The following is a 26,820-nucleotide window of genomic DNA, read 5'->3' as shown; positions in this document are numbered from 1 at the left end:
TCTATCCCGGAATCTTTTGATTTCACATTTATACTCCCCTTTATCATTTGAATGTCATGTTTGAAACGTTTCCAAATTAATTGAAACGTTTCCAATCCATTGCAAGAAAAACGCCACTATGTAAGTGGATATTCGTGTTTTTCTTGCAACAAAGAAAGCTACATCAAGTCGTTTCACCTTGCCTGAATATGACTGGAAGCCGATATACATCCTTCTCTAATGTCTCACCTTCAATCTTTTTGAAAAGCAATTTAATCGTCATCCGTGCCATATCCTCGACAGGTTGCCTGATTGTAGATAGGATTGGATGAAAAAATGAATGATTCTGAATGCCGTCGTATCCGATAACCTTCACATCTTGCGGTACTCGTATTCCTAATTTGCTTGCTCTCTCAATAAACTGAGCGGCAAACATATCAGTAATAGCGAAAACACCATCAATATCACGATAGTCATTTAGAAACTCCGTAAAATAAGCTTCTTCGTCTAATACAGGATCAGGCTTTTCGAATATCGTATAATTTATCCCCAGTGATTTCGCTTCATCAATGAAGCCTTCTTTCCGCTTCATCGTTTCACTAAAGACTGAGGTCACACTTCCTAAAAAAGCAGGTTTACGCGACCCAGCTTTAACAAGTTCCCTTAAAGCTAATCGTCCACCTTCATAGTTATCAGACGTGACGCATGTGATATTTTTAGTAAAATGCCTGTCGATACTGACAATCGGGATATTATTGCTAATATTATTTTCGATATCGTTGTACGTGATGCCAACAATACCGGCTACCTTGTTTTGCTGAAGCATATCCAGATAATACAATTCTTTTTCAGGCTTGCCCCCGCTGTTACACAGCATTAGCTTAAACCCTTCACGATCCAGCTCATCTTCAATGTAGTAAGCAAGTTCAGAGAAAAAAGGATTCCAAATGCTTGGGAGCAGCAAGGCAACCATCTTGGACTTACGCATTTTAAAGTTTCTAGCAATTTCATTGGGAATGTAATTTAGCTGCTGTATAGCTTCCTCTACTTTTCTACGTGTCGCAGGCTTTACAGAGCCTGAATTATTTATAACGCGTGAAACAGTCCCGACAGCTACACCAGCCAGATTAGCAACATCTCTGATACTTGGCATCGGTTCCTCCTGCTTAAGCTTAACAATGTACTCATTATAGCACTGGATTGGAAACGTTTCAATAATGTATAAAAAATTTTTTCTAACAATAAAATTAATCCTAATTACGTTAGATTTAAGTATAAATTTTACAGCCGGCTATCGAATAATCTCAACAGCCGACTGCATCTTTATAATTTGTACTCACTAAGCTATAACTGTTAATCATGCTTTTATTACGCGGTGCTTATTATGAATACGTCCATCTTCTACACATCATACTCCATCGTCCGCTTTGCCTGAGCAATCAGCTCGAGCGGTGATACAGGCTGCAGCTTATCATACTGCGCAGCACCAATTTTCAGCTGAAGCTCGACAGTAAACTTTTGCTTAAATTCTTCATCGTTTAGTGTGTCGATCTGATCCTTCAAGCGCTTAATAACGATGGATGAGCCTTCAAGGTCAGTAAACAGCACTAGCCCCCAGGTTGGGTTTTCCTTATTAAGCAAATACATCGAATCATTGCTGCGTACAAGTGATTGGCTCATATCGGAGACCTCCATCAGCACACTAGAAAATTGCTCAGTGTTCATAATCCGCTTAATCTCATCCCAATATTTCACCTTTATAACGAGCAGCGTCAAAGGAATATCATAGCGTTCTGACAGTGCCATAAACGTCGTCACGTCCTGCTGATAGGACAATGTATTTTTTAATTGTGTCGCTTCATCTATCATCGCAAGCGAGGAGTTTTGATTGCGCAGCCGCAAATTCTCCTCCTGTAGCATACGATTCGTCTGTGTATACAGCCATATGAATATCGTGAAAATAGGTGTAATGATTAGCCAGTAGTAATTGGCAGCACTTACGAGCTCACCTGTCGTGGCCGCTTGATATAGCGTAAACGAACCATACCCGAATATAAAAAGCAGATTAAGAATTAAGCCGGTCATTATTGTCGTAAAATAGGTGATGATTGCAATTAGAAACGTCGTGTTCAAGAAAAACATGTTCGTTACATAGGAGCTAGGATCACTCGCAATAAAAATCATCGTTACAATACAAGCACCGATAAACAATAAAAACGCGACATCAGATACTAAGCTGTTTTGAATTCGTTTCATCGTTTTTCCTCCGTCTACGCCAATGTTTACGAGTTAATAACAGCAGGGCTACGATGGCTATGATGATCGTAAGCATCGCAGAAAGCACAAAGCTCTGTACATCATCCCGCTCAAATATAGGGAGCATTCCTCCCGATTGCTGCAGCTCTTCCTTAAAGCGATACGCAGACAGATGACCATCCTTATCTACGACAATGCTGTCTCCATATAGCTTCCACAGCGTGCTTTCCGAAGCAATCGCTTGAGATGCGAGCTCATAATATTGCGGCTCTGCCCCTGTAACAAGCATCATGCCGTAGCCATCACTGTATGGAGATGGAAGCAGCTGAAGCGATCCGATGCGTTTGCCATATTCGGTTTCGATGCTTTTCTTCTCGTTCGAGATAAAGCCCGCTCCACGCTCATCGAATTTGAAGTAAAGCTGTTCATTATTCTTACGAATGAGTGCATTATTCTGGTACGAGCCAATCGCGATAATATGCTTATTGTCCAGCGCAGTTTCATCTACAGAGTCTTGATATACATGGATTTCGCCATGGTTTGTCTGTGCGTAGCGTCCGAGCAAATGGAAGATGTTCGCGACAGAGCGATAATCAGCCTCAGTCAGCTGTTCGGGCATTACGATGGCAATCGCATTAAAGCCTCCGCCCCGCATAAAGTTTGCCGGATAGTAATTGAACAGCAGATCACTGCGATCTACCGTATTCAATTGCAGCATTGATGTAGAATCAATGTATGCCCATGGCATTTGATCCTGAGTTACAGTGCATGGCGTATGATCAATCTCTAAATCAAAAGCAGCCTTAACGGTGAAATTTCCGTTCACATCGAGATTTTTCGGGATAGGAAGCTCAAGCATATCCTGATTCGCCATTACCTCTGACAGCTTCTTGCTGCCAATCGGCTTATTATTGATTAATACCGTCACTAACGAACGATCAAAATTAAGATTTTGAGCATATCGCAAATCTAGACGAATCTTGCTCGCTTCAGCAATCGATTGATTCGCTGGCAAGGCGATATAATATTCTTTTTCTTGATGCATCGGACCGGTAAGCTTGTCCCCCGTTTCTGTTAGCTTAATAAATTGGCTAACCTGGACAGCTGGTGTCAACACATCCGTATCCTCATCAATATATTTCTCAGCTAACGTCGTTTGCTCCATGAGCTCTTGGTTAGCAACATATCGTCCAGCTTTTACAAGCAGCTCATCGTTATTAGAGGCTACGAGCAGCATCGTTTGACCACCGAGCTGTACATGCTTAATGATGGCGCGATCTGCAAGCTCTGTATCTCCTAGCTGAGCTTTGATAGAAGCTGGCAAATGCACTAATTTGCTAATATAGAGCACTACTTGCTTGCTTGCAATCTCTTGATCTCCCTCTATAAGCAATGGAATCTGCTTATCGCCGCTAGATTTTGCTTTAGACAATCCAGCAATGCTATAAAGTGCAGCCTCCAGCTCAGCGGCTGATTGCTCATCGCTAACGACTACTGCATGGGATGAGGCTTTCGATGTGTCGAGGCCGATAAAGCGCTCATAGCCATCACTAATATGCTGCTGAGATGGCTTGCTCACATAGTGAATGGATATCGTCGAGCTATCCTTAACCGTCATCCAATTATCACGCTCATCATTGACGGTGCACACATTATACAGCTGCTCATCTGTACTCGTTGTACGATTCCCCTGCAGCGACAACGTATTAACACCTTCAACGAGCAATTTACTTGGGATCGCAACAGTCAGCTCTTGATGGTTCTCGGCAGCAGGCCGAAAGGAGTGAAAGGGCGTCCCGTTCACGTAAAGTGTCATGCTGGACAGCTGCTCGTCCACTAATGGCGATGCATCATACTGCAGCTGCAATAGCACCTTAGTAATCTCCCAATAGCTTTCCAGCTCAAAATATTGGTCATTCATAGATTGATAGCCTGACATCGACTGCGTGGAAAGGCTATGCACAATCTTCTGTTCTGCCTCTTCAGCTGACGCGGCTTGTACCGCGCAACAGAACAATAAAACGAAAAACAAAAGTCGGGTCCAACGCAATTTTGTTATCATCATAAGCACGCTTCCTTTTAGTAAGTCATTCTTGTTGTTATGCTAAAACAATGCTAAAATCGTTCAGTTTTATACCATTTCACTTCGCGCTTGAATATCGTATCCTTTACGTACTGATATAGACCGTATGCCGCTACGACCATCCACATCTGACAGTACGTGACGTACATGAGCATAATGATCCATACATTAGAGAGTCGCATTTCCCCTTTTTCTGTAACGAGAGAAACGAATGTCCCGACAATGAACAGCACGATGGCTAATAGCCATAAAAATGAGCTAAAGCCTGCTATGGTCGTCTCTACATACCCAAGTGCATTCATAATTAATATCGTATCGGATAATAGTAGAGAGGTAAGCAGTAGAAAATAGATCGATAGAAAATATATAATGTCAAAACGCACACGTTTCGCTGATCGGTCAAACAATAGCGGAATGTTTTTAATAATGACGTAAATATTTCCTTTGGCCCATCTTGTACGCTGCTTGAACCAAACCCTCAATGACTGCGGCTCTTGCTCCCACGTTACTGATTTTGGTTGAAACTTGATACGATAGCCGAGTCGATAGATTTGAAAGCTAATCTCTGTATCCTCGGCAATTGCTTTCGTATCCCAGCCGCCGATCGCCTCAATAATGCTTCGTCTTAATATAAAATTCGTGCCTGGTATCGTACATAGCTTAAACAGATTCCATCTTCCTGCCTGGGCCATCCATTGAAACGACAGCGTCTCAATATTAATAAAACGTGTAAGCAAATTAACGTCGCGATTGCGTGTTCTGAATTTGCCAATTACCGCCCCTAACGAGGAATCATGAACGATTTCTGCGACAAGATAACGCAGCGCTGTCTTCTCTGGTGTGTTATCTGCATCATAGATCGCGATTAGCTCCCCTTTGCTTCGCTGGAAGCCAATATTGAGCGCATTCGACTTTCCTTTTCCTCCCGTCACTGCATCCGTATTGATAATGATCAATTGCCTGTCTGCATGCTGCTGTTGCAGCTGCTCAAGCAGCTCCTTGCTGTTGTCCGAGGAGTTGTCATTAATGACGATAATCTCATAGCGATCATGCGGATAATCTAGAGCCAGCAGTGATCGAACCGTCTGCACAATTACCTTCCCTTCATTATGCGCAGGCACCATAATGGATACGAACGGTGCTTCTCCTTCAATGTCTGGTATGTCTCGCTTATCATTTTTCATGTAATAGCCGTAGCCCGCGATAATAAGAACGACATTGACGAGCAGCAATGACCAAATACTAAATACTGAAAAGAGCATCATGATGTCTGCTGTGGTCATTTGCACCCTCCTATCTCATATATTTTTTTTGTACATGCGATAGCCAATCATAATAAATACGAAAAAGATGACGAGCACCACAGCAATCAATACGATAAAAATTCTGTTCTGAACGGTGAATAGCTGCTTAAGGCTTTCCTCCTGCTTCTCGATGTAAACATGCTCAGAGCTAATCGAATCGTATGCCTCCTGCAGTACAACCGCCTCTCCATTGATTCTCAACCGGCCCTGCTTGGCAACAATCTCGTCCTTGTCCGTTATTACACGATGGTTGCCTGCCTTATAGTCGCTATAGGCAGTCCATGACTTCGTTAGCCATGTGAGCTGCTGCTCCAGCACATCAAGCTCCTCCTGCATGTCCAAGGTTAGTGCAATATTGAACGGCATAGTAGATATGACCTGTTGACTCCTCGCATAGGTTTGCCATTCGTCTACGTTGATGCTATAGAGCGAGGAGGAATAGGCTGATAGTGTATCGGTCGGCATATTGCTCATCACTTTTACATTAGGCAGCATAATGACCGAATCGTAGAAGTCGAGCCCTTCAGCCGTGTAGTATTGATCCTGAAACCAGTACATTTCCGCCGTTGCTCCAAGCGGTGCAACGTCATGCTCAGCTAAAAAGTGAATATAGGATGTTATATTATCTGTTAGCACGGACAGATCCGCACTAATCGTATCCGCAACCGCAGGTGCATCAATGAGGATGCTGCCATTGCGAGCTTGCAGGTATCTCAGCGTTTCGACATATCGCTTGGCTGCAGGGTAATCAAAGTTACTGAACAGCGGCTTCGTGCTAACGATAAATGGAATACCCGCTTCATACAGTCGATCACTAAGCTCCCTAAGCATGTCCAAGTCGGAGAAAGGGTACACCTCTGTTAGCAGCACATATACATGTCCTTGCTGCTCTATATTAAGCCAATCGTTAAGTACATAACCCGCCGCCCACTCGCTCATATCTCCTTTATAGTAGAAGGGGATATAGGCAAATCTACCTTGTCTTGCTCCATATGAAGTGTCCGTACTTTCATCGCCGTACTGTAGGCTACCATAGGTGTGCGCCTTGGTAGCACTTGAAGCTACGAATAGCTTATCGTTGTCTAGTGTAATCGTGTCGCTAAAGGCATCCATCTTCATCCTGATTGTAATAGGCAGCTGCGCCTTCAGCTCAAGATTGAGCGCCGTAGCCAGCTGCTCGGTTGGGCCTGGGCCGATATGCAGGTAGCCCCCCTCATACTGCGCCAGCTCCTGCATGAGTTCTTCTGTGTCATAGCTCCAAGCTGCATGATTGCGCAGGAGGATGACATGCGAGTATGACTCCATCGTGCCTGACACGTATCGCTCTGCGTCAACGATCTTCACCGCTGCTCCCATGCCACCGAGCAGGCGCTTAAGCGCATCAACATTGCCTTCCTTCGCACTGCCAACTGCAAGACTGTCATATACAAGCAGCACATTCGGTGCTTGCTGCTCCATAGCTTCGGTTACTTGCGTCCTAGAATCTGCTGCATAGAATACTTGCTCATTTTGCTCTGTAGCTTCGTTAACGATTGTCTGAAGCTCTGCCGCATAGGAAACTAGCGCGCTGCCGTGCCAAAGGACGATGATGCTGAATATTATGAGAAACCAAAAATTTTTGTGGCTCATGCTGTACATCACCTCTTCTCTGCTACCACAATTGACGCCCTATCCAGCTAGTTACTGCGATATAGGTAACGACATCAAAGCATGCCGTAAACAAAAACTGGTGCTTCGCTAGATCCGCATCTCCCGCTCCAATAATGGATACGAGTATAGCTGATAATCCGATAAAGATAAGTGTCACGATTAACGGCAGACGGATCATCGCCTTGCGGTCCTTCGTTTTTAACGCTGCAATAAAGGATGGCGAGAATAATCCAACGATGACAATGATCCATAGTACAATGAAACCGAATGTTTTAGGCGCGATCGCCTGCTTTAGATCGCTATATAGCGAGAAAAAAGATGTCTGAGCACCGAAGGGCTTGCCAACGGACTGCTCATAATTCCCCATCGCTTGCGGACGAATAGCAAAGCCATTTTTCGCTGCCATATTCAGCATCTCTACCGCTTGGTCGGGGTGCTTTACATAATAGAATAGAATCGAAAAATAACCATATTTATCGTAAAAGTTGTCTACCAAAAAGCCAGAGTTTACATCTATCGTCGTATACGGCAAATAATAGATATCACCGTTAAGGACAGCGAATTGCTTATCAATGGCAAACGATTCTAGTGCAGCCTCTGGATCTGATGAATGCAGCAGAACGCCACGATTCATCGCATGGTACTTGTTAATGTTTTTAAATTCATCGCTTATGAGTACATAGGAGCCTACGCCAGCACCTAGGATGATGACAAGTGATGCTACCGTTAACACTTTATGAAGCTTGTTGCGCTTTATAAAAATTAATAGAATGCCCATTACCGCTATAATGACACCAACGGGTGCATTTTGCTGCTTGCTTGTCGTCAGCAGTATACTCGCAGCGGTAAATATGGCGAGCATGACGTAATCGTTATACCTGCTCCGATAAATCAGCAGGCCTGCTGCTACAGCATAGATCAATGCGATAAATACGACGCTTTCGCTAAAAAACGAATTGAAGTATGCGGTATAAGCGGTATCTGCGAACAAAAATATCGTAACGAGGCTAACGATATAAGCACGGGTCTTCTCAATCTTCCACGTCAATGCTTCTACTAGTAAATAAATCCCTATAACATATAGCATTAAGTAAATGGCAGCCTGAAACCGTATATCGAAGATTTCAGTGCTGAATAGCCATGTATTGATATGAAGAGCAAGCTTAATAAATAGCGATTGTGATGAAAATATCGTTGCTCCGTTTTCGTTAAAATATTGCAATATGCCATATTGCTTCACGAAGTAGCCGAGGTACTGACTCTCATAGCTCGGATCATGAAAATACAATCCATTACTGTACAGTATCCGAAAATAGTCACCATTGTCTGCCATCCCGATATAGGGCGGAACAAATAACGCAAAAAACGTAATAAGGAACACACCCATCGCGCTTACCGTGGCAGGCGTTACATAACGGCTTTGCTCTATATTCAGAAGATGCTGCTTCAGCTTCATAATTATCCAGCCTTTTCTTAGTAGTTAATATGCATATGCCAGTAAGGCCATTAAATTATCGAAGGAAAATGCTTGCAGCGATTCGATATCACCATAAGCCCCATATAGCTCGCTTTGCTGCTGAAGCACCTGAAACTGCTCCATTCTGCTCATGCTATCCTCATAGAGGCTTTGATCACCAAGCATTGATCCGATCATAGCAGTAATCGCATAGATCGCAGTGGATTGAATCGTCGTTAAAGGCTGCCCATCGCGGGTATATCGGCCATACAGCGTTCCTTGCTGCACCTGCTTCTTGATGAAGTCGATGCTTTTCGGATGATGCTGTCCTACCTCTACTAATGATAGAATCGTAAGCAGTGACTCGACCGTACGAATTTCATCCGATTCATATTGCTCAGAGCTATAATCGTATCTCGTTTCATAGAACGGGAAATCATCAGATAAATATCCGCCCTGTATGATGGAATGCATCGATTGTGCGAGCACATCCTTCTTGTCTCCTTCTGGCGTCAGCTGTAGTGTACGCAGATCGATATAGCACAGCGTAATGAATGCGTTCGTCATGTTATGCTCGTTGTCGTAAAAGTCAAACAGCTTGCCATCGCGAACATTGTGCTTCATAAAGCGAGCGCTAAGCTTATCAGCTAATTCTCCGTAACGTTTATTGGCAAAGGCTTCCTCGGCCTCATAAAGTGCTCTTATCATTCTGAGGTCATCGACCGCCGCATTGACGGAGTACAATTTATTCAGCTTAGGACTGAAGCGATAGCTAAATCCGCTCTCCATCGCAAAGGTCTGCTCGGCAAGCTCCCATGCTTTATCAAACTGAATCTGGTCGCGAGTCAGTGCATAAACCCTCATTAATAACCCCATCGATTCACTTAGCACCTCATGCCCGGTTGCGGCAAGCTCATTTTGCGCTGTATCTATGTAATTGGTATAGATGCCATGACTACCAGTAAGCTTATTGGCAACAAATTGCTGCAGCAGCTGCTTTCTATCGTCGCGCTGGCTATCGCTGTTAACACTATATTGATATGGAGGCAGTGCAGCTTGCTTCACCGACACATTACTTCCACATGCAGCAAGCAGTAAGACGCTGAGGACCAGAATAGAACAAAGAATAATATTTATGGTTAGACGCAAATCCAATCGCTCCTTTCTCAGAAGCTCTTACTATGAATCGACAAAGATCGACATATTCTGATACCATTTATACCATACTATGAATGTATTTGAAATGAAACTGGAGATATTTGAGAATTGTAGTATTACCATATAAGGGTACGAATTGAGGGGGGATTATCATGTAATATTATTGTATGTTTTCTAGTCAGTATAACGCTTTTTAATATGTTCGATCTCTTCTAGTAGTGCGTCCTTTAGTTCAGGAGGCGACAGTACCATTACCTTTGATCCGTAGCTAAGGATAACAGATAAGGCATAATTTAAATGATAAAAGGTTGTTCTTACCTCAATTCGATCGTCAAATCTTTGGCATTCGTCTCGAAATTGTTCATACACCCGAGGCTGAGCGGTAAGCTCAAAGCGTAAATGCGCTTGATAGCCCTTGCTTGGAAAGATATGTCCTATAGCTTGCTCCTCTCTTACACGAAAGCTTTCCTCCGTCAGCCACAGATTGGACATTCGTGAAACCCGAAACATACGGTTAGCATTTCTGTTTAAGCAATAGCCTTCCACATACCATGCTCCACCTTCCCAGAAGAGATGGTTAGGTTCGACCCTTCTCTCTGTCTCGTCTCCCGTTGCATTGACATAGGTGAAAGTTATTACTAAGCTCCGCTTTACAGCCTGATTGATCTTGCGCACAAGCTCGGCTTCTTCCTTCGTTGAAGTGATACGAATGAGATTATCATTCAGCTGGTTAGGCATTGCCACGTTCGGGTGCAAGCTGGCAAGCTTATGCTTTACTTGCGTATATTGATTGCCCATTGCTTCCTCTAGGCTTTGTAGTAGCTGATAAATGACGGAGAAATCCTCAACTGTAAAGTGCTGCTTGGACATGAAAAAACCGTCCATAAGCTCAAAGCCTCCGTCCGCACCTGTAAATGAAGTAACAGGAATTCCCGCCTGGTTAATTAATTCTATGTCACGGTATATCGTACGAGTCGAAACCTCGAATCTCGATGCGATCTCAGATGCTCTAATCCGTTTCTTTGTCATTAGCTCTAGCGTAATCGCAAGCATACGGTCTAGTCTCATTGTCCTCACCACCATACAGTTTTATCATCTATTACTAGCATACTAAACTCTTCGCTAATTTGCCGCATCAAATATCGAAGCTCCCGTTGCGTGACCGCTCGGGAGCTTCAACTTCATCATACAATGATGAAAGCAAGCACTTGTTTACTTACATACGCGAGTGAAAAATTGTCGCACATCCTCTACAAAAAGCTGCGGCTGCTCCAGCGCGAAGAAATGTCCTCCTTCGGAGTATTCCACCCAGTGTACGATGTTAAAATCCCTTGCTGCGAAGCTTCTAATGGAGGTATCATGCGAACGAGATACGAGTACTCCTGTTGGAACAGATACTGGGTCTTTTGGAATCCATGCCATCGGATCATTCATTGATTCATAATAAACCTGCGCGGATGAACCCGATGTGCAGCTGAACCAATACAAGCTGATATTGGTCAATAGTAGGTCTCGATCAATAGACTGTTCTGCAAGCGCATCGACTGGATAGCTCCACTTTTTGAATATTTCTGCAATCCACGCCAATTGGCCCACTGGTGAATCATGCAGCGCATATGCGAGCGTATTCGGGCTTTTCGATTGAATTTGCAGATAGCCATCGTTAAAGCTCTCCATTCGCGCCAGCCGCTGCTGCTCTTCTTCCGTCAAGCCATTCAACTCACCTTCCTCTCCAGAAGGAAAGGTTAATAGTGCATTGAGGTGGATTCCAAGTAAACGATCAGGCGCCTGTCGTGCCATTTCTGGGGCGATGAAGGCTCCTGTGTCTCCTCCTTGTACACCGTAGTGAGTATAGCCAAGTCGATCCATAAGCTGGATAAATGCTGAAGCTATTCGAGCAGGTGTCCAGCCAGTAGCACGTAAAGGAATAGAGTAGCCAAATCCTGGTATCGATGGAATAACGAGATGATAAGCTTGCTTAGGCTCCCCACCGTGCGCTCGAGGATTCGTTAGCGGGCCAATGGCGTCAAGAAATTCTACAAAGGATCCTGGCCAGCCGTGAATAAGCATTAATGGCTTGGCATCCGCTTCAGACGATCGGATGTGTAAGAAGTGAATAGGTTGCCCATCAACCTCCGTGATGAACTGTGGCCATTGATTCAATCGACTTTCGTATTTGCGCCAATCGAAATGATTCTGCCAATCATTCTTTAGTTCTGTGACATACGATAGTGGTACACCTCGCTCCCACCCTGTATCCGGTAGCTCAGATAAACGAGTGCGACCAAGACGCTCACGCAAATCTGCAATCTCTTCGTCGGTAACGTGAATACGAAATGGACGAATTTCTTCTGCATGACTATTGTTTTCTTTCAGATCCTTCAATATAGACATCATAAAGCTCCCTTCGATTAGTTTGTCATCCAAGAATAACAAACCAATCATGACAGCATGGATGTCATAATTATAAGCTTTACTATTTTACATAATTTGCATCAAAATCAATCGTTTTGTATATCCTGTAGATATACAAATGTGGAGGGGTGCGATATAATTGACTAAAGATAACAGAAAGGACGTGATGATTGTGACTACAGTAACACTTAGTAAGTGGGGAAACAGTAACGGCGTTCGTATTCCTAATCAATTTATTAAGCGCCTGAATCTAACCGAAGGATCAGAGCTCGAGGCCATACTCACACCAGAAAATCATATTTTACTTAGACCCATTGCTGTGCAAGAAACATCTGAGGAGTTACGCTCACATCTTAAACAACTTCTGTCTAAGGTCCAAACAAATTCACAAAGGCATGATGAAATAGATTTGGATATCGAAGGAGACGAGTTAATTTGAACGTTCCTTCACGAGGCGATTTAATTTGGTTGTACTTCGATCCACAAGCTGGACGAGAACAGGCTGGTCGACGTCCAGCTATTGTACTTTCAGAATACGATTTTAATGAAATAACTGGTTTCGCCGTGGTCTGCCCTATTACTAACCAATCGAAAGACTATGCTTTTGAAGTCATTATTCCTGATGGACATGCTTTTTCAGGTGTTGTACTTACCGATCAATTTAAGAGTCTAGATGTACGACGTCGTAAAATCAAAATTGTTGATCATATTTCTACTGAGTCTGAATTTTTTATTCGTATTCTTCGTAATGTACGCTCAATCCTTGCTTGATATGGAATTAAGTATAAAAAGGCGGAGCAAAAATGCTCCGCCTTTCTATATAAATCATTAACTCTTATCTGTTGTAAGATTCATTTAAACTGGACTTAGTTAACTGGGCAGATTACACTTAAACTCTAAACTCCTCTGAATCCATTTAAGGTAAGCTCTTTGCAGCCTCAATTAGCGTTTCCTTCGATATGTCTGGCGAATCAGATTCTATGGTATACATAATTGACTTTCCGTCCTTTTCTGCCAACCACATTACACTCTGCAGCACACCACTCTCAGCTAACAGAGATTGGTTGTTTTTAGTGTAGTGAGCTTTTTTACCATTTAGATTAAGCTCTTCAACATCGTTGGTAGGCAAGGTATAAGCATCGATTTTAAAGACGGATTGATCAAAAATTTGACAAGAAAGATAAATAGCTTTTCCATTTTCAGCTTTATATATTGAACTGTAGGAAGACATGCTGAGATTAGTCGTAAGATCAGTTAATCGCCATATTGGCTGTTCGTTGTTACTTGTCTTTTTCTCAGCTTCCATCTCTGCTAACAGTTCATCTTGATCCCAACCAATCAAGGGATAAAACAGATTGTTTAATGCACCTCCTTCAAATTGATAAACACCATCAAGTAATGAGGCAGGAAGTTTCTCTGTTACTCCTTGCTCCTCTAAAACCTGCTGCCACTCGTGTATATCAGTGTTGTAATCAGGATTAAAAACACCATATAGCGGGACGTCTTTTATTATTTCAGGCAGGTAAACAACTGCCGTTTCACCTGGTAACAGCTGAGATCGCACTTCTTTAAGAGTTGCTCTAGCATTCTGGAAAGTCTCTTCATTCAGATGGAACGCATCACTAGAATATAATTGATAGCTAAGCTTATCCGTAGCATTTGAAAATAAAAGTTTGCTTCCATAGGCAAATCCGCATAATAAAACGACAATGATAGCAATTAGTGCGACTTTCGGTAAACGTCCTTTTTTCATCATCTTTACATTTCTCCCCTTATCCATTGCCGCCTGTTCATATTCCGCCATAATACGATTATCCAATGAAGGTGGGCATTGCAGGGAAGCCTCATTATGCTTGAATACTTCACTTAGTTGCTTCTCGATAGACATAATCATTCTGCTCCTTTCTACCTTGGATTTGTTCAAAATATCGGCGCAGCTGCTTCAGGGCATGATGATGCCTAGACTTAACTGTGCCTAAAGGAATATTTAATAAGGCGGCAATTTCTTCTAATGAACAATCCTGATAATACCGTAGAACAATCACTTCTCTTGTTTTAAGAGGAAGCTTTCTCAGGATGGGATACAGCTCCAGCTGATCACTAATCGCGGAAAACTGGGCTTCTGATGCTCGATCATGCGAAGTGTCTGTCATAAGCTTTACCTTCTCTACAATGCGATAAAGCCGCCAGCTCTTACGGTTCCAATTTCTCACCTGCCTGACAATTAATCCGTTGAACCACGCCTTAAAAGACTGCTCTGGTCGGTAATTGCCTGCACTTTTCAGCAATTCTATGTATACCTCGCTCATAATGTCCGGGGCATCTTCCTTGCTGGAAGTAAGATAGTAGATTAACCGATAGGCATGATCTCGCGTCTCCTCATATACCATCCGAAAAGCTTCCTTATCACCCTGGCTCATCCGGATAAGCCAAGGGCTCCAATCAATGTTTTTCATAGGACCGGCCCTCCAATTAGGTGTTACATATACTATTGGCTCGTTTTATTAAAAAGGTTCAAAACAAAAAATTCATATACAATCTTCTTCATGCTAGCCTTTTTTCTCTTGAAATAGAAATAACGATATGATATTCTGTTTTTAGCTACTTGGCATTGCAAGGTAGTGACTGCTATTCATTTTACTTTATTATAGTACTTTATACGCAGCATTTTTTTTGCATCACTATATTGTTATACAAGGTAGGTGAGGATATTGTCAGTAAGAAGCGAGCTGTTGAAAGGAATATTAGAAGGATGTATCCTCGCAATTATATCAAACGAGACCACCTATGGCTATGAGCTGACGATGAAGCTCCACGCGATGCGTATTGAGGTTAGCGAGGGTTCGATCTATCCTATTCTACTTCGACTTCAGAAGGAAAAAATGATTGTCGGTGAAATGAGAAAATCGCCAAGCGGTCCAAACAGGAAATACTACACCCTTACAACCAAGGGAGAGGAAGGGCTTCAGGAATTCATTAAGCATTGGAATAATCTAAAGGGTCCTGTCGATGAATTATTAGCTAAGGAGGACAACACGCATGGAACTAAAAGAACTGATTGAAGCGAACAATCAAAAACGTGAGCTGCTGAACAAGGAAAACGAAGCGTATTATAGTGGTTTGTTGATTTATATTCGTACGTCCTTTAATAAATCGGAGCGTGAAACTGAGGAAATATTAATAGAGGTGCTTGATCATCTGCTAGACGCTCAAACCGAAGGACGCACTGCCGAGGAAGTATTCGGAAACGATCCGAAGGCCTACGCCCGCGAAATTATCGGCGAGCTGCCAAGGGCTTTGCCCAAAGCAGTAACTAAGCTTTTGCTTATGATGGGTTGTATCTTTCTTGGTACTTTTGCTTTTGCTTCTGGTGTATTAGCGACGATTTTAAGCTATGGCTTCAATGTAGGAGAATCGGTTTATCATTTCTATGCAGGAAGCATAATTCTTGGAGTGATTGCTTCACTTCTTGCTGTATATTTCACTGTATATGTAATTTTAGGCTATCTTCGCTGGTCAGCTTTTCGTGTAGTCAATAAAAGGAATGAAATGATACTATCGTTTCTAATTGGAGCTGGCTTATGTGGACTATTCATAGCTGGTCTTTACTTCATGCCTTCGTTCGGGGCTTCCATCGACATTCCAGTCTATTGGTTAATCGTTATTGGAGCAGTCCTGTATGGTGCTGGGAAATGGCTGGAGAAGAAAGATTAATGGCTACTAACTTTACGTTTACCTATATATAGATAAGCGCATGACCATAAGAAATGCTAGGCCCCCGGCATAATTGCCGGGGGCCTAGTTTTACTAATCAATTGCAAATTTATAGGCTTGCGTACTCTAGCGCTCTAAGCAGAATCACTACCGACTCGGCTCTTGTTGCCGTTTGATTCGGAGCGAACTTGTTGCCGCCGATGCCTTGAATGAGCCCATTCTCAACAGCCGCTGCAACCGCTGATTTCGCCCATGCAGGGATCTCTTCGTCATCCGCAAATACAGTGGATGCCCCTGTGTTGTTGGCTAAACCAAACGCGTTCACGATCATCGTCACCATCTCCGTGCGGCTGATCTTCGCATTCGGTCTGAAGCTGCCATCGGAGTAGCCGTTCACGATTCCAGCTTCCACAGCTTGAGCGATGCCTTGCTTCGCCCACTCGCCGATGCCTGCCTCATCGTTAAACTCCAGCGCGGCTCCGTTTCCTTGCAAGTTCAGCATGCGAGCCAGCATCACTGCAAACTCGGCGCGGGTAACCTCGCTCTGCGGCTTGAATGTGCCGTCAGCATAGCCACTAATAATCCCCTTAGCCGCTGCAAGTTTAATGCTTGCTTCCGCCCAGTGGCCTGGAATGTCACTAAATTCGACTTCAGCGTCCTCTTCAGGCTTCGTTTCCTCATCTTCTATTACCGGAGCACTTACATGTACAACGCAGGTTGCAGTTATATTTCCATCTGTCGTTGTTACTGTAATGATGGCTGTGCCGCTGCCTTTTGCTACAACTCTACCTGTACTATCGACAATTGCAACATCTTCGTTGCTGGATTTCCATGTCACCTGCATATTATCAGCATTATTTGGCCAAATAGCTGCTGTCAGACGAGATTCATCGCCAATAATCAGCTCCAATGTCTGCTTATCAAGGCTTACACCTGTAACATGTGTAACTTTATGTTCTAGTTGTGGTATTTTTGCAGCTATAAATCTTGCTACAGCAACTTTTAAGCTTACAGTTGCATGATCGATGTCTTCCTGAGTCCGTGCATCTACTTTGGCAGTTAATGCAGCTGTTATTGCGGCTTCCAGCGCATCTTTCGCACTTTGCGGATACTGTCCAGGATTTGTTCCGATTCCTGCCATGTCTCTTGAATCTGTAGCAATTTTTATTTGATTATCCAATTCCGTTGTATCAACTGTCTCTGATGGTGCACTTACCGTTACAACAGAGGTTGCCGTTTTATTGCCATCCTCAGTTGTCACTGTAATTACAGCTGTACCTTCTGCAATTGCTGTAACCTTACCAGTGTGATCAACTGCTGCAATTCCATCATCGCTTGATGTCCATGTTACATTCTTATTAGCTGCTTCTGATGGAGTAATCGTCGCTGTTAATTGGAATACAGCGCCAACGACTAATTGAAGCGTTTCTCTATCAAGGCTCACTTCCTCGACTTTAACATTCGGATCCACTATTAGTGCAGCCTTAAAGCTTTCTACTGCGACTTTCAAGTCCTCCACTGCACGATCAATCTCTTCTTGGGTCTGTGCATCCACTTTGGCAGTTAATGCAGCTGTTATTGCAGCTTCCAACGCATCGATTGCCTCTTGTGGATACTGCCCAGCTTCTGTACCAACCTCTGCATGATCCAGTAGTTCCTCGGCTGCTTCTATTTCACTTTCCAATGCCGTTGTATCAACTGTCTCTGATGGTGCACTTACCGTTACAACAGAGGCTGCCGTTTTATTGCCATCCTCAGTTGTCACTGTAATCACAGCTGTACCCTCTGCAATTGCTGTTACCTTACCGGTGTGATCAACTACTGCAATTCCATCATCGCTTGATGTCCATGTTACATTTTTATTAGCTGCTTCTGATGGAGTAATCGTCGCCGTTAATTGGTAAGCATCGCCAATGTTTAATTGAAGCGTTTCTCTATCAAGGCTCACTTCCTCGACTTTAACATTCGGATCCACTATTAGTGCAGCCTTAAAGCTTTCTACTGCGACTTTCAAGGCTTCCACTGCACGATCAATCTCTTCTTGAGTCTGTGCATCCACTTTGATAGTTATTGCAGCTGTTATTGCAGCTTCCAACGCATCGATTGCCTCTTGTGGATACTGCCCCGCTTCTGTACCAACCTCAGCAAGAACCAGTAGTTCCTCTGCTGCTTCTATTTCGCTTTCCAAAGCAGATGTATCAACTGTCTCTGATGGTGCACTTACCGTTACAACAGAGGCTGCCGTTTTATTGCCATCCTCAGTTGTCACTGTAATCACAGCTGTACCTTCTGCAATTGCTGTAACCTTACCGGTGTGATCAACTGCTGCAATTCCATCATCGCTTGATGTCCATGTTACATTTTTATTAGCTGCTTCTGATGGAGTAATCGTCGCTGTTAATTGGAATACAGCGCCAACGACTAATTGAAGCGTTTCTCTATCAAGGCTTACTTCCTCGACTTTAACATTCGGATCCACTATTTGTGCAGCCTTAAAGCTTTCTACTGCGACTTTCAAGTCCTCCACTGCACGATCAATCTCTTCTTGGGTCTGTGCATCCACTTTGGTAGTTAATGCAGCTGTTATTGCAGCTTCCAATGCATCGAGTGCCTCTTGTGGATACTGCCCAGCTTCTGTACCAACCTCTGCATGATCCAGTAGTTCCTCGGCTGCTTCGATTTCACTTTCCAATGCAGATGTATCAATTAGTTGTAATTGAGTGCTTGGATTTGACGGAAGACTTTCATCACTAAGCCTGTTTAATGCAGTCACAACATATAGACTTGATGGTTTTCCTGTATTATCCGTAAAGCTGTGCAGATCCGTCTCAATCTTACGAACTTTAGCAATCAATTTAACAGGATTGTCAATGTTTACAGCCTCATCATCTTCAAATCGATAAACTGCGTAGTATGCTGTGTTATCATCATTATCCTGCCAACGAATTGTATTGCTTCCCTCTTCATATGCTGCACTTACAATTACCGGAGCTTCAGGTGCAACTCCACCCTTCCACGGCATTGCAGGCACAAGGGCTTGATTTGCCCATAAGTCATTCTTTATAAGTGATGCAGCAGAATTCGCATTAGGTGAATTAGCTTTAAATGAGTTATACGTAAAGATCATCGTACCGTCTATATTTGGATTTGCAGCATTAAACTTAAGCTGACGTGCAATTTCCTGATCCCCAACACCCAGCGTAGTCCAATATTTATCAGTAGCTGATTCCTTAGGATCTAGCCAGTACAAACCTACGCCAATATATAGCTGTGTTTGTACATGAGGGTTGTTTTCAATCAAGTCTGACCACCATGATGACACAACGCCATACCCTGCAGCTGAATTAGCAAATGTCCAGTACACCTGTGGAGTAATATAATCGATTATTCCTTCTAGAACCCACTTCTTCGTATCTGCATAAGCACGGTCATAGTTTGGTATTCCTGCCGAAGTTTCGGAACCATCCGGATGCCCGTCTTTCATATTGCCCCATACACCTGCTGGGCTAATCCCAAATTTAACCCACGGCTTTGCTGCATTTATTTTTTCATGCAGATTTTTAACCAGTGTATAGGTGTTATTTCTACGCCAATCCTCAATTTTCGGAAACTGAGCTTTGTCAGCATAGGTATCATATGTGCTCTGATCACTATATCCGGCATCAAAACCACCAATGCTGCCAACATAGAAATAATCGTCAAAGTGTATGCCGTCTATATCGTAATTCATTACGATTTCCATCACGGCATCTTCAACATATTGCGCAGCTTCTGGAATGCCTGGGTCAAGGACAAAGCGGTTTGTGCCCACCTTTATCCATTCCGGATGCTTCGCATAGATACTATCAGGAACCTTGCTCAACATTTCAGCTACTGCATCTAAATCCTTTAGAGGATTTCCTGATTCATCCTTATACATTGCCGCTGGCATGGAAACACGGTATGGGTTAGCCCATGCATGCAGTTCAAGATTTCTCTTGTGTGCTTCTTCAATTGCAAACTGCAGCGGGTCATATCCCGGATCAACATCCTGCTTCCCTGTTAGCCAATATGACCATGGTGCAAGCTCTGATTTATAAAATGCATCTGATGTCGGCCTTACCTGGAACATAACTGCATTCGCGCCTGTATCTGCAAGATCATCAAGAATTTTTATAAGGTCTGCTTTTTGCACCGCCATACGAGCTTCTGTATCTTCAATCTCCCATGAGTCTGTTGACGGCCAGTCAATATTCACAACAGTGCTTATCCAGGCAGCTCGCATCTCACGTTTATTTACCGGCGTTACCTCTGGAACATTATACTTATCCCATGGTGCTGCTATTCGTGCTGCAAGATACTTTGTTACTTCTGTATTTAATGTTGTTGCAGCAGCATCAATCGCATCCTGCTCAGCACGAATATCGTCTAAAACGATTTGTGCTGCTGAGATGGCATTTGCAACTGCTGTTCTTGCACTTTCTGGATATTGTCCTCCAAGTGTCCCTACTACTGTTGAATTAACCTTAGCCTGAGCATCTGCTATAGCCTCAATCAGTTCAGTTTTATCAACATTTAATGGAACCATTGTGTCCTCAAAAGCGTTAATTGCAGCATTGAGATCGTTTAATATAAGATCAATATCTGTCTGGGTTTCTGCCTCAGCTTTACCATTTGTTGCAGCTGCTATTGCCAATGCCAGATCATCAATTGATTTTTGTGGATATTGTCCAGGTTCTGTTCCTGCATTTGCATCATCATGCAGAGCAATTGCCTTTGCTATGGCAGTATCCAAATCAGTTGTTACTAGAGGTGGAACCACCATTGCGTCAAAATCAGCAACAGCTTGTGCTAATGCAGTTTTTGCCCCCTCAACATCTCCTTGTGTTGCATCCACATTGTCATATACGATGTTTGCTGCATCTAATGCAGCTTGTAGCGCTTCCTTAGCTCCGCTTTGATATTGTCCTGGCAATGCTCCTTCAACTGCAGCATCATGCTTTGCCTTTGCGGCATCTATCGCAGCTTTTAGACCCGGTTTATCTATTAGCGGAATTTGTGATGACTTAAACGTATCAACTGCCTCATTTAGTATTTCTGCTGCAAGATCAACATCTGACTGTTCTGTGCTGCTTACCATTGATTGTGCGGCAATGAGAGCAGCATTCAAATTAGCTATTGAGCCAATAGGGTACTGACCTCCCTGTGTACCTTCCTCTGCACCAAGAAGCAGAGAATTTGCAGTTGCAATAGCTCCGATTAGTGCTGTTTTATTTAATGTTGCAGCCGGAGTAATATTATAAATCGCAGTAAGATCGTCAATGTAGATCGTACTATTTACTCTACCACTATCAGAAATTTCAACTAATCCAGGCATAATGTTTAATAAAAGACCAGTTGATGCATTAAAAGTTGCTGATGGTATCTCATAGGTTACAAAATTCCAGCCTGATTTCATCACTGAATTGGATGGTAAGAAATTGGCAGTAGTGGCTGAAGTACCGTCTGCCTTTCTTATTTCTGCACGTAAGCTGAATATCGTCTCATCATTACCATACAGCCAAAAACCAATTTTGTTTGGTGTATTGTCTCCAGTAAATTTTAATTTTGGGTTAGGGTAGGATGCGCCTTTTACATAAGCACTAGCTGTACCAGTCGTTCCCGCAAAATTATAGTCAATCTTGAATGATCGATCTCCGTTTTTCACATAATCGGGATCACTGCTATATGAAATCGTAGGCTTAGTGCTTCCTCCATCATTAATCCAGTCAATCATGCTTTTTCCGCTGCCATGGTCTTCATAATCCTCTATGATCTCATGTCGCTCACTTACAATCTCCGCAGCAATATATGCATCAACTGCTGAGTTAAGCAAATCGGTAGCATGATAAACATCTGCCATAACGGCCGCAGGATTGTTCATAACACTAGCTGCAGCATCAATAGCAGCCTTAAGGCCCTCGCGCTCTGATAAAGGATATTGACCGTTGCCTGTACCAGCAGTTGTGCTGTCATAGAAGCTCTGTGCAGCTGCAATGGCCTCACTTATTTCTGCTGTATCCATTGTTTCGCTTCCATAAACAGCCACAAGATCATCTATATAAATTGTGCTGTCCACCTTATCATTGGATGATGTGGCAACAATACCTGGCATAAGTGTTATAGTAAGGCCCGTCGTTTGATAGGAGGGATCCACAGGGTACTCAAGGTACTTCCATCCACTAAAATCCAGTGCACCAAATATGTCTTGATTTTTATTAGCGGAGCCTGCCGTAATTCCTGAACGGAATTCTGCCCTTAGCGTATACGTTTTAACATTATTTCCATATACATAGAAACCTATCTTTTGCGGTACTTCCCCGGGGTTAAACACAATGCCCGTACCTTGGTTCGGACGAACATAGGCGCTTGCAGTACCTGCAACTTTGGATAATTTATAGTCAACCTTCAAAGAACTATCTCCACTACGCTTTATAGCGGTATCATAGGACAAAGTTGGTGGTGTGCTGCTGACGCTGTCGCCAGTCCACTTAATCATGCTTTGGGCAGCACTACCGCTAACAACCCCATTTTCAAAGTCGTCAAGCACGATAACTGCAGCAACTTCAACGGTAGCTGTAACATTAGTGGATGTGCCGTTTATTGTCCCTGTAACAGTAAATCTGCGAGTTGATGAGCTCTCAGCTGGATCCACAGTTGGCCAGGTTATTAAAACAGTGTCTGTTGTATCATCATCATAGGTTACATTAACGGTAGCTGGAAGCTTTGGTGCTACGCCAATACCTGTCTTTACATATACTGGTTCAATGCTAACTATGTTTACAGCGCTTTCAACAGTTACCGCAGCTTCTACCTTCTTTGCGGCACCTGCCACCGTACCCTCTACAGTAAACGTATGAATACTAGCGTAGTTTTCTGCCGGAATATCGTCCCATACTACTGCTACACTTTCGTTTGTACCATCAGAGTATGTGGCATTTACAGTAGTAGGAAGGATTGGAGGTATTCCCACCCGAGTATTGACAGCTATCGGTTCATATAAAGTAATTTCTGGATAAACAATATAATTGCCTTCTGCTTTTAATGAAGTTCCCTCTACTGTTCCCTTTATGCCCTTCACACTTGGATTTCTAAATTCACCGAAAGGTGCGGCATCTTGATAATCTGCAGGATCTGGTGTTTCCCATATAACAGGAAGTGACGAAACGGTATTATCTGTAAAAATCACATCAACAGTAGCTGGAAATACCGGAGCTGTCTTTTCTTCTGTTTTTACAATAACAGGATTAATATATTTTATAGTTGGTGCAACAACGGAAACACGTGCGGTTACAGTCATTTCTGTTAGTGTTCCGTTAGTATTAATAATTGTCCCGGTTACATCAAAGCTATTTCCGGCAGTGGAATAAAGATTAGGGTCAGTTATTTCGTCCCATTTTACCATCATATTAGCCGGAGAACCTGATGTCATGTTAACCTTTACGGATGCCGGAAGAACCGGGGCTGTGCCGGCTGCAGTAGTAATGTCTACATCGATTGCACTTACCGGTGTCGGTGCATCTGGCTTGCTCTCATTATGGAGGCGGTCAAGTGCAGTGACAACATATTGTACCTTGCTTGGATCAGATACAGCTGTGTCGGTATAGCTTGTTATGTCTTTACCGTCACGATCAACAATCTTACCGATAACTGCAATTATTTTTGTCGAATCTGATGTATCAATACTTTCATCTTCTGCAAATCTATAAATTGCATAATATTCTGTGCTGCCTATTTCATCATTAGATGTCCATGTAACCTGTGTAACGCCATCTACAGCCTCGGCAGTAACGTCTGTGGGCATCGCTGGAGCAACACTGCTCTTCCAGGTTGATCTTGGAGCTATAGCCTTATTGGCCCAGACGGTTCTTACTCCATTTTCTACAGCTTCCTTTTTATAAGCTCCTGTACCTGGAACAATATTTCTACTCTGGTATAGGAATGAACCATCGATCCCGCGGCCCGTGATATCGCTTACATAATTTGTATTCAGCTGAATCTCTCTAATAATCTCATCCTTGGCATAGGGATCCAAAAATGCTGTTTCGGTTGGATTGGCTGTATCATTTACCCTATACAATCCCATACCCATATATAGCTTTGTATTAGGATTTGTGAGGTGATCCGCCCACCATGAAGCTATTACACCGTAAGGTGCCACATCACGGCCAAAGGGCCAGTAAACCTGTGGGGTCAAGTAGTCAATTAATCCCTCGTTCCCCCATCTTAATGTATCTGCAAAAGCTCTATCATAGTTTGGTCCACCGCCTGCAGTTGGAGAACCGTTAACATGGCCGTCTTTAATATTGCCCCACATACCAGCAGGGCTAATTCCAAACTGGACCCAAGGTTTTGCTGAACGAATTTCTTGGGAAAGAGTGCTAATTAGCGTGTATGTATTATTTCTGCGCCAATCTCCTCTATCAGTAAAACCACCCTTATACTTTTCAAATGTAGCTGTGTCATCATAATCAAACGCTTTTCCTTCATGGTAGAAATAGTCATCGAAATGAACGCCGTCAATATCATACTTATTAACAACTTCCATAACGGAATCTACTATCCACTCTTGAGCTTCAGGTATACCTGGATCTACGACATACACACCATCATAGGCTCTTTTAATCCATTCAGGATGAGTGTTGAAAATACTCTTTGGCAGTGCCTTAAGTTGATCAACCATGGCATCATTTACTGCAGTGGCAGCACGATATGGATTAAACCATGCATGCAGCTCTATGCCACGCTTGTGTGCTTCATCTATTGCATATTGAAGCGGATCATAGCCTGGATCACCGCCTGGTGTCCCTGTCATAACTGTAGACCAAGGAACTAGATCAGATTCATAAAGCGCATCGGAAGATGGGCGAACCTGAAACATAACTGCATTCAAATTGCTTGCAGCTGCCGCATCCAAAATATCACTTAGTTCCTGCTTTTGCTTTTCCATTCTCGCTACAGGATCAGAGATAGCTAATGATGCTGAGGATGGCCAGTCTGAGTTGTAAACGGTTACAATCCAAGTCGCACGCATATCTTCCTTCTTAGAAACATCCGAGTTTAAGTACTGTTGATATGGTGTCCATGCATCTGGATCTGGAGGAGTAACTGCCGCTGAAACATGAATTGCAGGTAACATGGATGCTAGCATAACGACGATAAGCATCATGCTGCACAATGCTTTACTACGCACAAATATTCGCTTCATTTTCACTGCCCCTTTTATTATTTTTAGTATTCCGCTCCAAGCCACTGAACAGTTTCGCCTTTTTTCCGTCCCTCCCTATAGAGTAATTTTTTCTCCCTGTTTTCTCTTTGTTTATCAGGCTCTCAACTTCGACAGCTTAAATTCGTACAGTATGATCTAACTGAATATTAAACAATTTCCATTATTTCGTCAATAAATTTCACAAACATATTTTATTATGAAATTTTATTTCGAAATAAAATTGTAAAATAACAAAGATAAATGTCGTTTAGGCATGTCAGATATGGACGGTATGATGTAATAGGGGGTGAAGTCCCTCAAAGATCGATAATTAAAAATCCATAGAATATAATAGCCTTTCCTCCTCTGAGATTTATGGTGTTTTGCTAGAATGAGTTCAGATCGTATTGATTTAACTATACGGATTAAAAACAAAAAAAAGTTGTTCCCCATGGTTAATAGGGAACAACGTTTACAAAATTTATATATTATTTAGGTTTTAATTTGGATTTAATTTGTACCAATATGGTCTACGATCCTTAGAAGTAAGGTTACCGCTTCAGCTCTAGTCGAGTTACTGCTTGGAGCAAACTTATTTTGACCCTTCCCTTTAACTATACCCATTTCCGTACCTGCTGCAATCGCTGGGTAAGCCCAAGCGGGAATTTGGTCTGCATCATCATAGGCTAGCGCTGGACTCACTTCCATCTCATCTTCGTACCCTATCGCGCGCATCACCATCACTGTGATCTCAGAACGTGTAATCCACTGAGAAGGTCTAAACGTTTCGTCACCGTAGCCTTTTACCAAGCCGGCTGCAACAGATTGTGATACGTGAGCTTTTGCGAACTGTGGAATTTGCGCATCATCCTTAAACGTATGATCTTGATCAGAGGAAGCTGTCAATGCTAGTGCGCGCGCGAGCATAGTAATGAATTCTGCTCGAGTAACCTCTTTGTCTGGTGCGAATCTCCCATCTGGGTAGCCCTTCACCCATCCCTTCTCGGTTGCTCTGCTAATGCTTTCCTCGGCCCAGTGACCTGCCGTATCTATATAGCTCGTCGTCGATATACTAAGCTTCGATATCAGAGCTGGCTCAGAGGTGATGCTGCTGCCGTCGTTGTCTACCAGCTTGACGCGCGTTAATTGAACGGAAGCATCTCCCTTTCCGATGGCCTCAAAGCGCAATGTAGCTAAGTGCATATCCCCGTTTTCACCGACGGCATTGCCCACCTTAGAATGTGCAAATATAATACTCCCATCTTCAACAATCGGTGGGACCGTGAAGCCCTCCCAAGCTGTGGATGCTTTACGGAACTCCAGCATTTTAGGATCATAGGATAGACGAAGCTCATATCCATAAACGTTCTTCGCGCTATGGCCTTCGACCGTAAATATTACTTCATCTCCAACATTTGCTTCATTGATGGAGGTAGTTAATATAAAGGATGGCTTGTCCTCTGCGTACGCCATAATCGGCATCATCGCAAATAACAGAAGCATGGACAGCAGCAACGGGATTTTTTTTATCTTCAATTGCAATCGTCTCCCTTTTCTTAGAAATGGCTGGGCAAGAAAC

The 26,820-nt window shown here is 43.1% G+C and carries 17 protein-coding genes; 4 read left to right on the top strand and 13 right to left on the bottom strand.

The features are described 5' to 3' along the window. Nucleotides 1–163: 163 nt before the first annotated feature. The 9 genes from M3180_RS11030 to M3180_RS10990 all read right to left on the bottom strand — a co-directional run bounded on the left by M3180_RS11030 (nucleotide 164) and on the right by M3180_RS10990 (nucleotide 12,283). On the bottom strand, nucleotides 164–1,132 hold the full coding sequence (locus M3180_RS11030) for a LacI family DNA-binding transcriptional regulator (protein ID WP_251667518.1): 969 nt from the start codon (nucleotides 1,130–1,132) through the stop codon (nucleotides 164–166). 248 nt (nucleotides 1,133–1,380) lie between these two features. After that, entirely contained in the window at nucleotides 1,381–2,235 is an 855-nt protein-coding gene (locus M3180_RS11025; protein WP_251667517.1) for a diguanylate cyclase domain-containing protein, read from the bottom strand. Beyond that, nucleotides 2,204–4,300 (bottom strand): cellulose biosynthesis cyclic di-GMP-binding regulatory protein BcsB, encoded by a 2,097-nt coding sequence (locus M3180_RS11020; RefSeq protein WP_251667516.1) that lies wholly within the window; start codon nucleotides 4,298–4,300, stop codon nucleotides 2,204–2,206. Before M3180_RS11020 ends, M3180_RS11025 begins: the two co-directional genes overlap by 32 nt. 50 nt (nucleotides 4,301–4,350) lie before the next feature. Next, on the bottom strand, nucleotides 4,351–5,601 hold the full coding sequence (locus M3180_RS11015) for a glycosyltransferase family 2 protein (RefSeq protein ID WP_251667515.1): 1,251 nt from the start codon (nucleotides 5,599–5,601) through the stop codon (nucleotides 4,351–4,353). Nucleotides 5,602–5,616: 15 nt separating this feature from the next. Continuing rightward, on the bottom strand, nucleotides 5,617–7,251 hold the full coding sequence (locus M3180_RS11010; protein ID WP_251667514.1) for a hypothetical protein: 1,635 nt from the start codon (nucleotides 7,249–7,251) through the stop codon (nucleotides 5,617–5,619). A gap of 22 nt (nucleotides 7,252–7,273) precedes the next feature. Beyond that, nucleotides 7,274–8,728 carry a glycan biosynthesis hexose transferase WsfD gene (wsfD, locus tag M3180_RS11005; protein ID WP_251667513.1) on the bottom strand — a complete coding sequence of 485 codons (1,455 nt, stop codon included), beginning with the start codon at nucleotides 8,726–8,728 and terminating at the stop codon, nucleotides 7,274–7,276. Nucleotides 8,729–8,752: 24 nt separating this feature from the next. After that, complete coding sequence (locus M3180_RS11000) at nucleotides 8,753–9,877, bottom strand: glycosyl hydrolase family 8 (protein ID WP_251667512.1); 1,125 nt, start codon at nucleotides 9,875–9,877, stop codon at nucleotides 8,753–8,755. A gap of 183 nt (nucleotides 9,878–10,060) precedes the next feature. Further along, nucleotides 10,061–10,954, bottom strand: coding sequence for a helix-turn-helix transcriptional regulator (locus M3180_RS10995; protein WP_251667511.1), 894 nt, complete (start codon nucleotides 10,952–10,954; stop codon nucleotides 10,061–10,063). Between the two features lie 144 nt (nucleotides 10,955–11,098). Next, nucleotides 11,099–12,283: an epoxide hydrolase family protein gene (locus M3180_RS10990; protein WP_251667510.1), complete on the bottom strand. Its 1,185-nt coding sequence runs from the start codon at nucleotides 12,281–12,283 to the stop codon at nucleotides 11,099–11,101. A 157-nt stretch (nucleotides 12,284–12,440) separates the two neighbouring features. Here M3180_RS10990 and M3180_RS10985 point away from each other — a divergent pair, with 157 nt between their 5' ends. Then, nucleotides 12,441–12,740: an AbrB/MazE/SpoVT family DNA-binding domain-containing protein gene (locus M3180_RS10985; protein WP_251667509.1), complete on the top strand. Its 300-nt coding sequence runs from the start codon at nucleotides 12,441–12,443 to the stop codon at nucleotides 12,738–12,740. After that, complete coding sequence (locus tag M3180_RS10980) at nucleotides 12,737–13,072, top strand: type II toxin-antitoxin system PemK/MazF family toxin (protein WP_251667508.1); 336 nt, start codon at nucleotides 12,737–12,739, stop codon at nucleotides 13,070–13,072. The genes M3180_RS10985 and M3180_RS10980 overlap by 4 nt, the downstream gene beginning before the upstream one ends. 145 nt (nucleotides 13,073–13,217) lie before the next feature. On the opposite strand, the gene M3180_RS10975 is transcribed toward M3180_RS10980, so the two are convergent. Then, nucleotides 13,218–14,189, bottom strand: a complete 972-nt coding sequence (locus tag M3180_RS10975; RefSeq protein WP_251667507.1) for a DUF4367 domain-containing protein — start codon at nucleotides 14,187–14,189, stop codon at nucleotides 13,218–13,220. Next, entirely contained in the window at nucleotides 14,164–14,757 is a 594-nt protein-coding gene (locus M3180_RS10970) for a sigma-70 family RNA polymerase sigma factor (protein ID WP_251667506.1), read from the bottom strand. The genes M3180_RS10975 and M3180_RS10970 overlap by 26 nt, the downstream gene beginning before the upstream one ends. 255 nt (nucleotides 14,758–15,012) lie before the next feature. Between M3180_RS10970 and M3180_RS10965 the strand changes: the two genes are divergently transcribed. Beyond that, complete coding sequence (locus M3180_RS10965) at nucleotides 15,013–15,363, top strand: PadR family transcriptional regulator (protein WP_251667505.1); 351 nt, start codon at nucleotides 15,013–15,015, stop codon at nucleotides 15,361–15,363. Beyond that, nucleotides 15,341–16,015, top strand: a complete 675-nt coding sequence (locus M3180_RS10960; RefSeq protein WP_251667504.1) for a DUF1129 family protein — start codon at nucleotides 15,341–15,343, stop codon at nucleotides 16,013–16,015. Before M3180_RS10965 ends, M3180_RS10960 begins: the two co-directional genes overlap by 23 nt. 109 nt (nucleotides 16,016–16,124) lie before the next feature. Here the strand turns inward: M3180_RS10960 and M3180_RS10955 are convergent, their stop codons facing one another. Both M3180_RS10955 and M3180_RS10950 read right to left on the bottom strand, forming a co-directional pair. Continuing rightward, nucleotides 16,125–25,241, bottom strand: a complete 9,117-nt coding sequence (locus tag M3180_RS10955; protein ID WP_251667503.1) for a family 10 glycosylhydrolase — start codon at nucleotides 25,239–25,241, stop codon at nucleotides 16,125–16,127. Nucleotides 25,242–25,751: 510 nt separating this feature from the next. Next, nucleotides 25,752–26,777 (bottom strand): S-layer homology domain-containing protein, encoded by a 1,026-nt coding sequence (locus M3180_RS10950; protein WP_251667502.1) that lies wholly within the window; start codon nucleotides 26,775–26,777, stop codon nucleotides 25,752–25,754. Nucleotides 26,778–26,820: the final 43 nt, after the last annotated feature.

Source organism: Paenibacillus camelliae (genome assembly GCF_023715345.1).
GTDB classification, from domain to species: domain Bacteria; phylum Bacillota; class Bacilli; order Paenibacillales; family Paenibacillaceae; genus Pristimantibacillus; species Pristimantibacillus camelliae.
Note: the sequence above shows the minus strand (reverse complement) of the source record. Positions and strands in the feature narration are given on the sequence as shown.

Coding starts and splice junctions, on each gene's coding strand:
- M3180_RS11030 (WP_251667518.1), bottom strand. CDS start 1,132: ATGCCAAGTATCAGAGATGTTGCTAATCTGGCTGGTGTAGCTGTCGGG.
- M3180_RS11025 (WP_251667517.1), bottom strand. CDS start 2,235: ATGAAACGAATTCAAAACAGCTTAGTATCTGATGTCGCGTTTTTATTG.
- M3180_RS11020 (WP_251667516.1), bottom strand. CDS start 4,300: ATGATGATAACAAAATTGCGTTGGACCCGACTTTTGTTTTTCGTTTTA.
- M3180_RS11015 (WP_251667515.1), bottom strand. CDS start 5,601: ATGACCACAGCAGACATCATGATGCTCTTTTCAGTATTTAGTATTTGG.
- M3180_RS11010 (WP_251667514.1), bottom strand. CDS start 7,251: ATGAGCCACAAAAATTTTTGGTTTCTCATAATATTCAGCATCATCGTC.
- wsfD (WP_251667513.1), bottom strand. CDS start 8,728: ATGAAGCTGAAGCAGCATCTTCTGAATATAGAGCAAAGCCGTTATGTA.
- M3180_RS10995 (WP_251667511.1), bottom strand. CDS start 10,954: ATGAGACTAGACCGTATGCTTGCGATTACGCTAGAGCTAATGACAAAG.
- M3180_RS10990 (WP_251667510.1), bottom strand. CDS start 12,283: ATGATGTCTATATTGAAGGATCTGAAAGAAAACAATAGTCATGCAGAA.
- M3180_RS10975 (WP_251667507.1), bottom strand. CDS start 14,189: ATGTCTATCGAGAAGCAACTAAGTGAAGTATTCAAGCATAATGAGGCT.
- M3180_RS10970 (WP_251667506.1), bottom strand. CDS start 14,757: ATGAAAAACATTGATTGGAGCCCTTGGCTTATCCGGATGAGCCAGGGT.
- M3180_RS10960 (WP_251667504.1), top strand. CDS start 15,341: ATGGAACTAAAAGAACTGATTGAAGCGAACAATCAAAAACGTGAGCTG.
- M3180_RS10955 (WP_251667503.1), bottom strand. CDS start 25,241: ATGAAGCGAATATTTGTGCGTAGTAAAGCATTGTGCAGCATGATGCTT.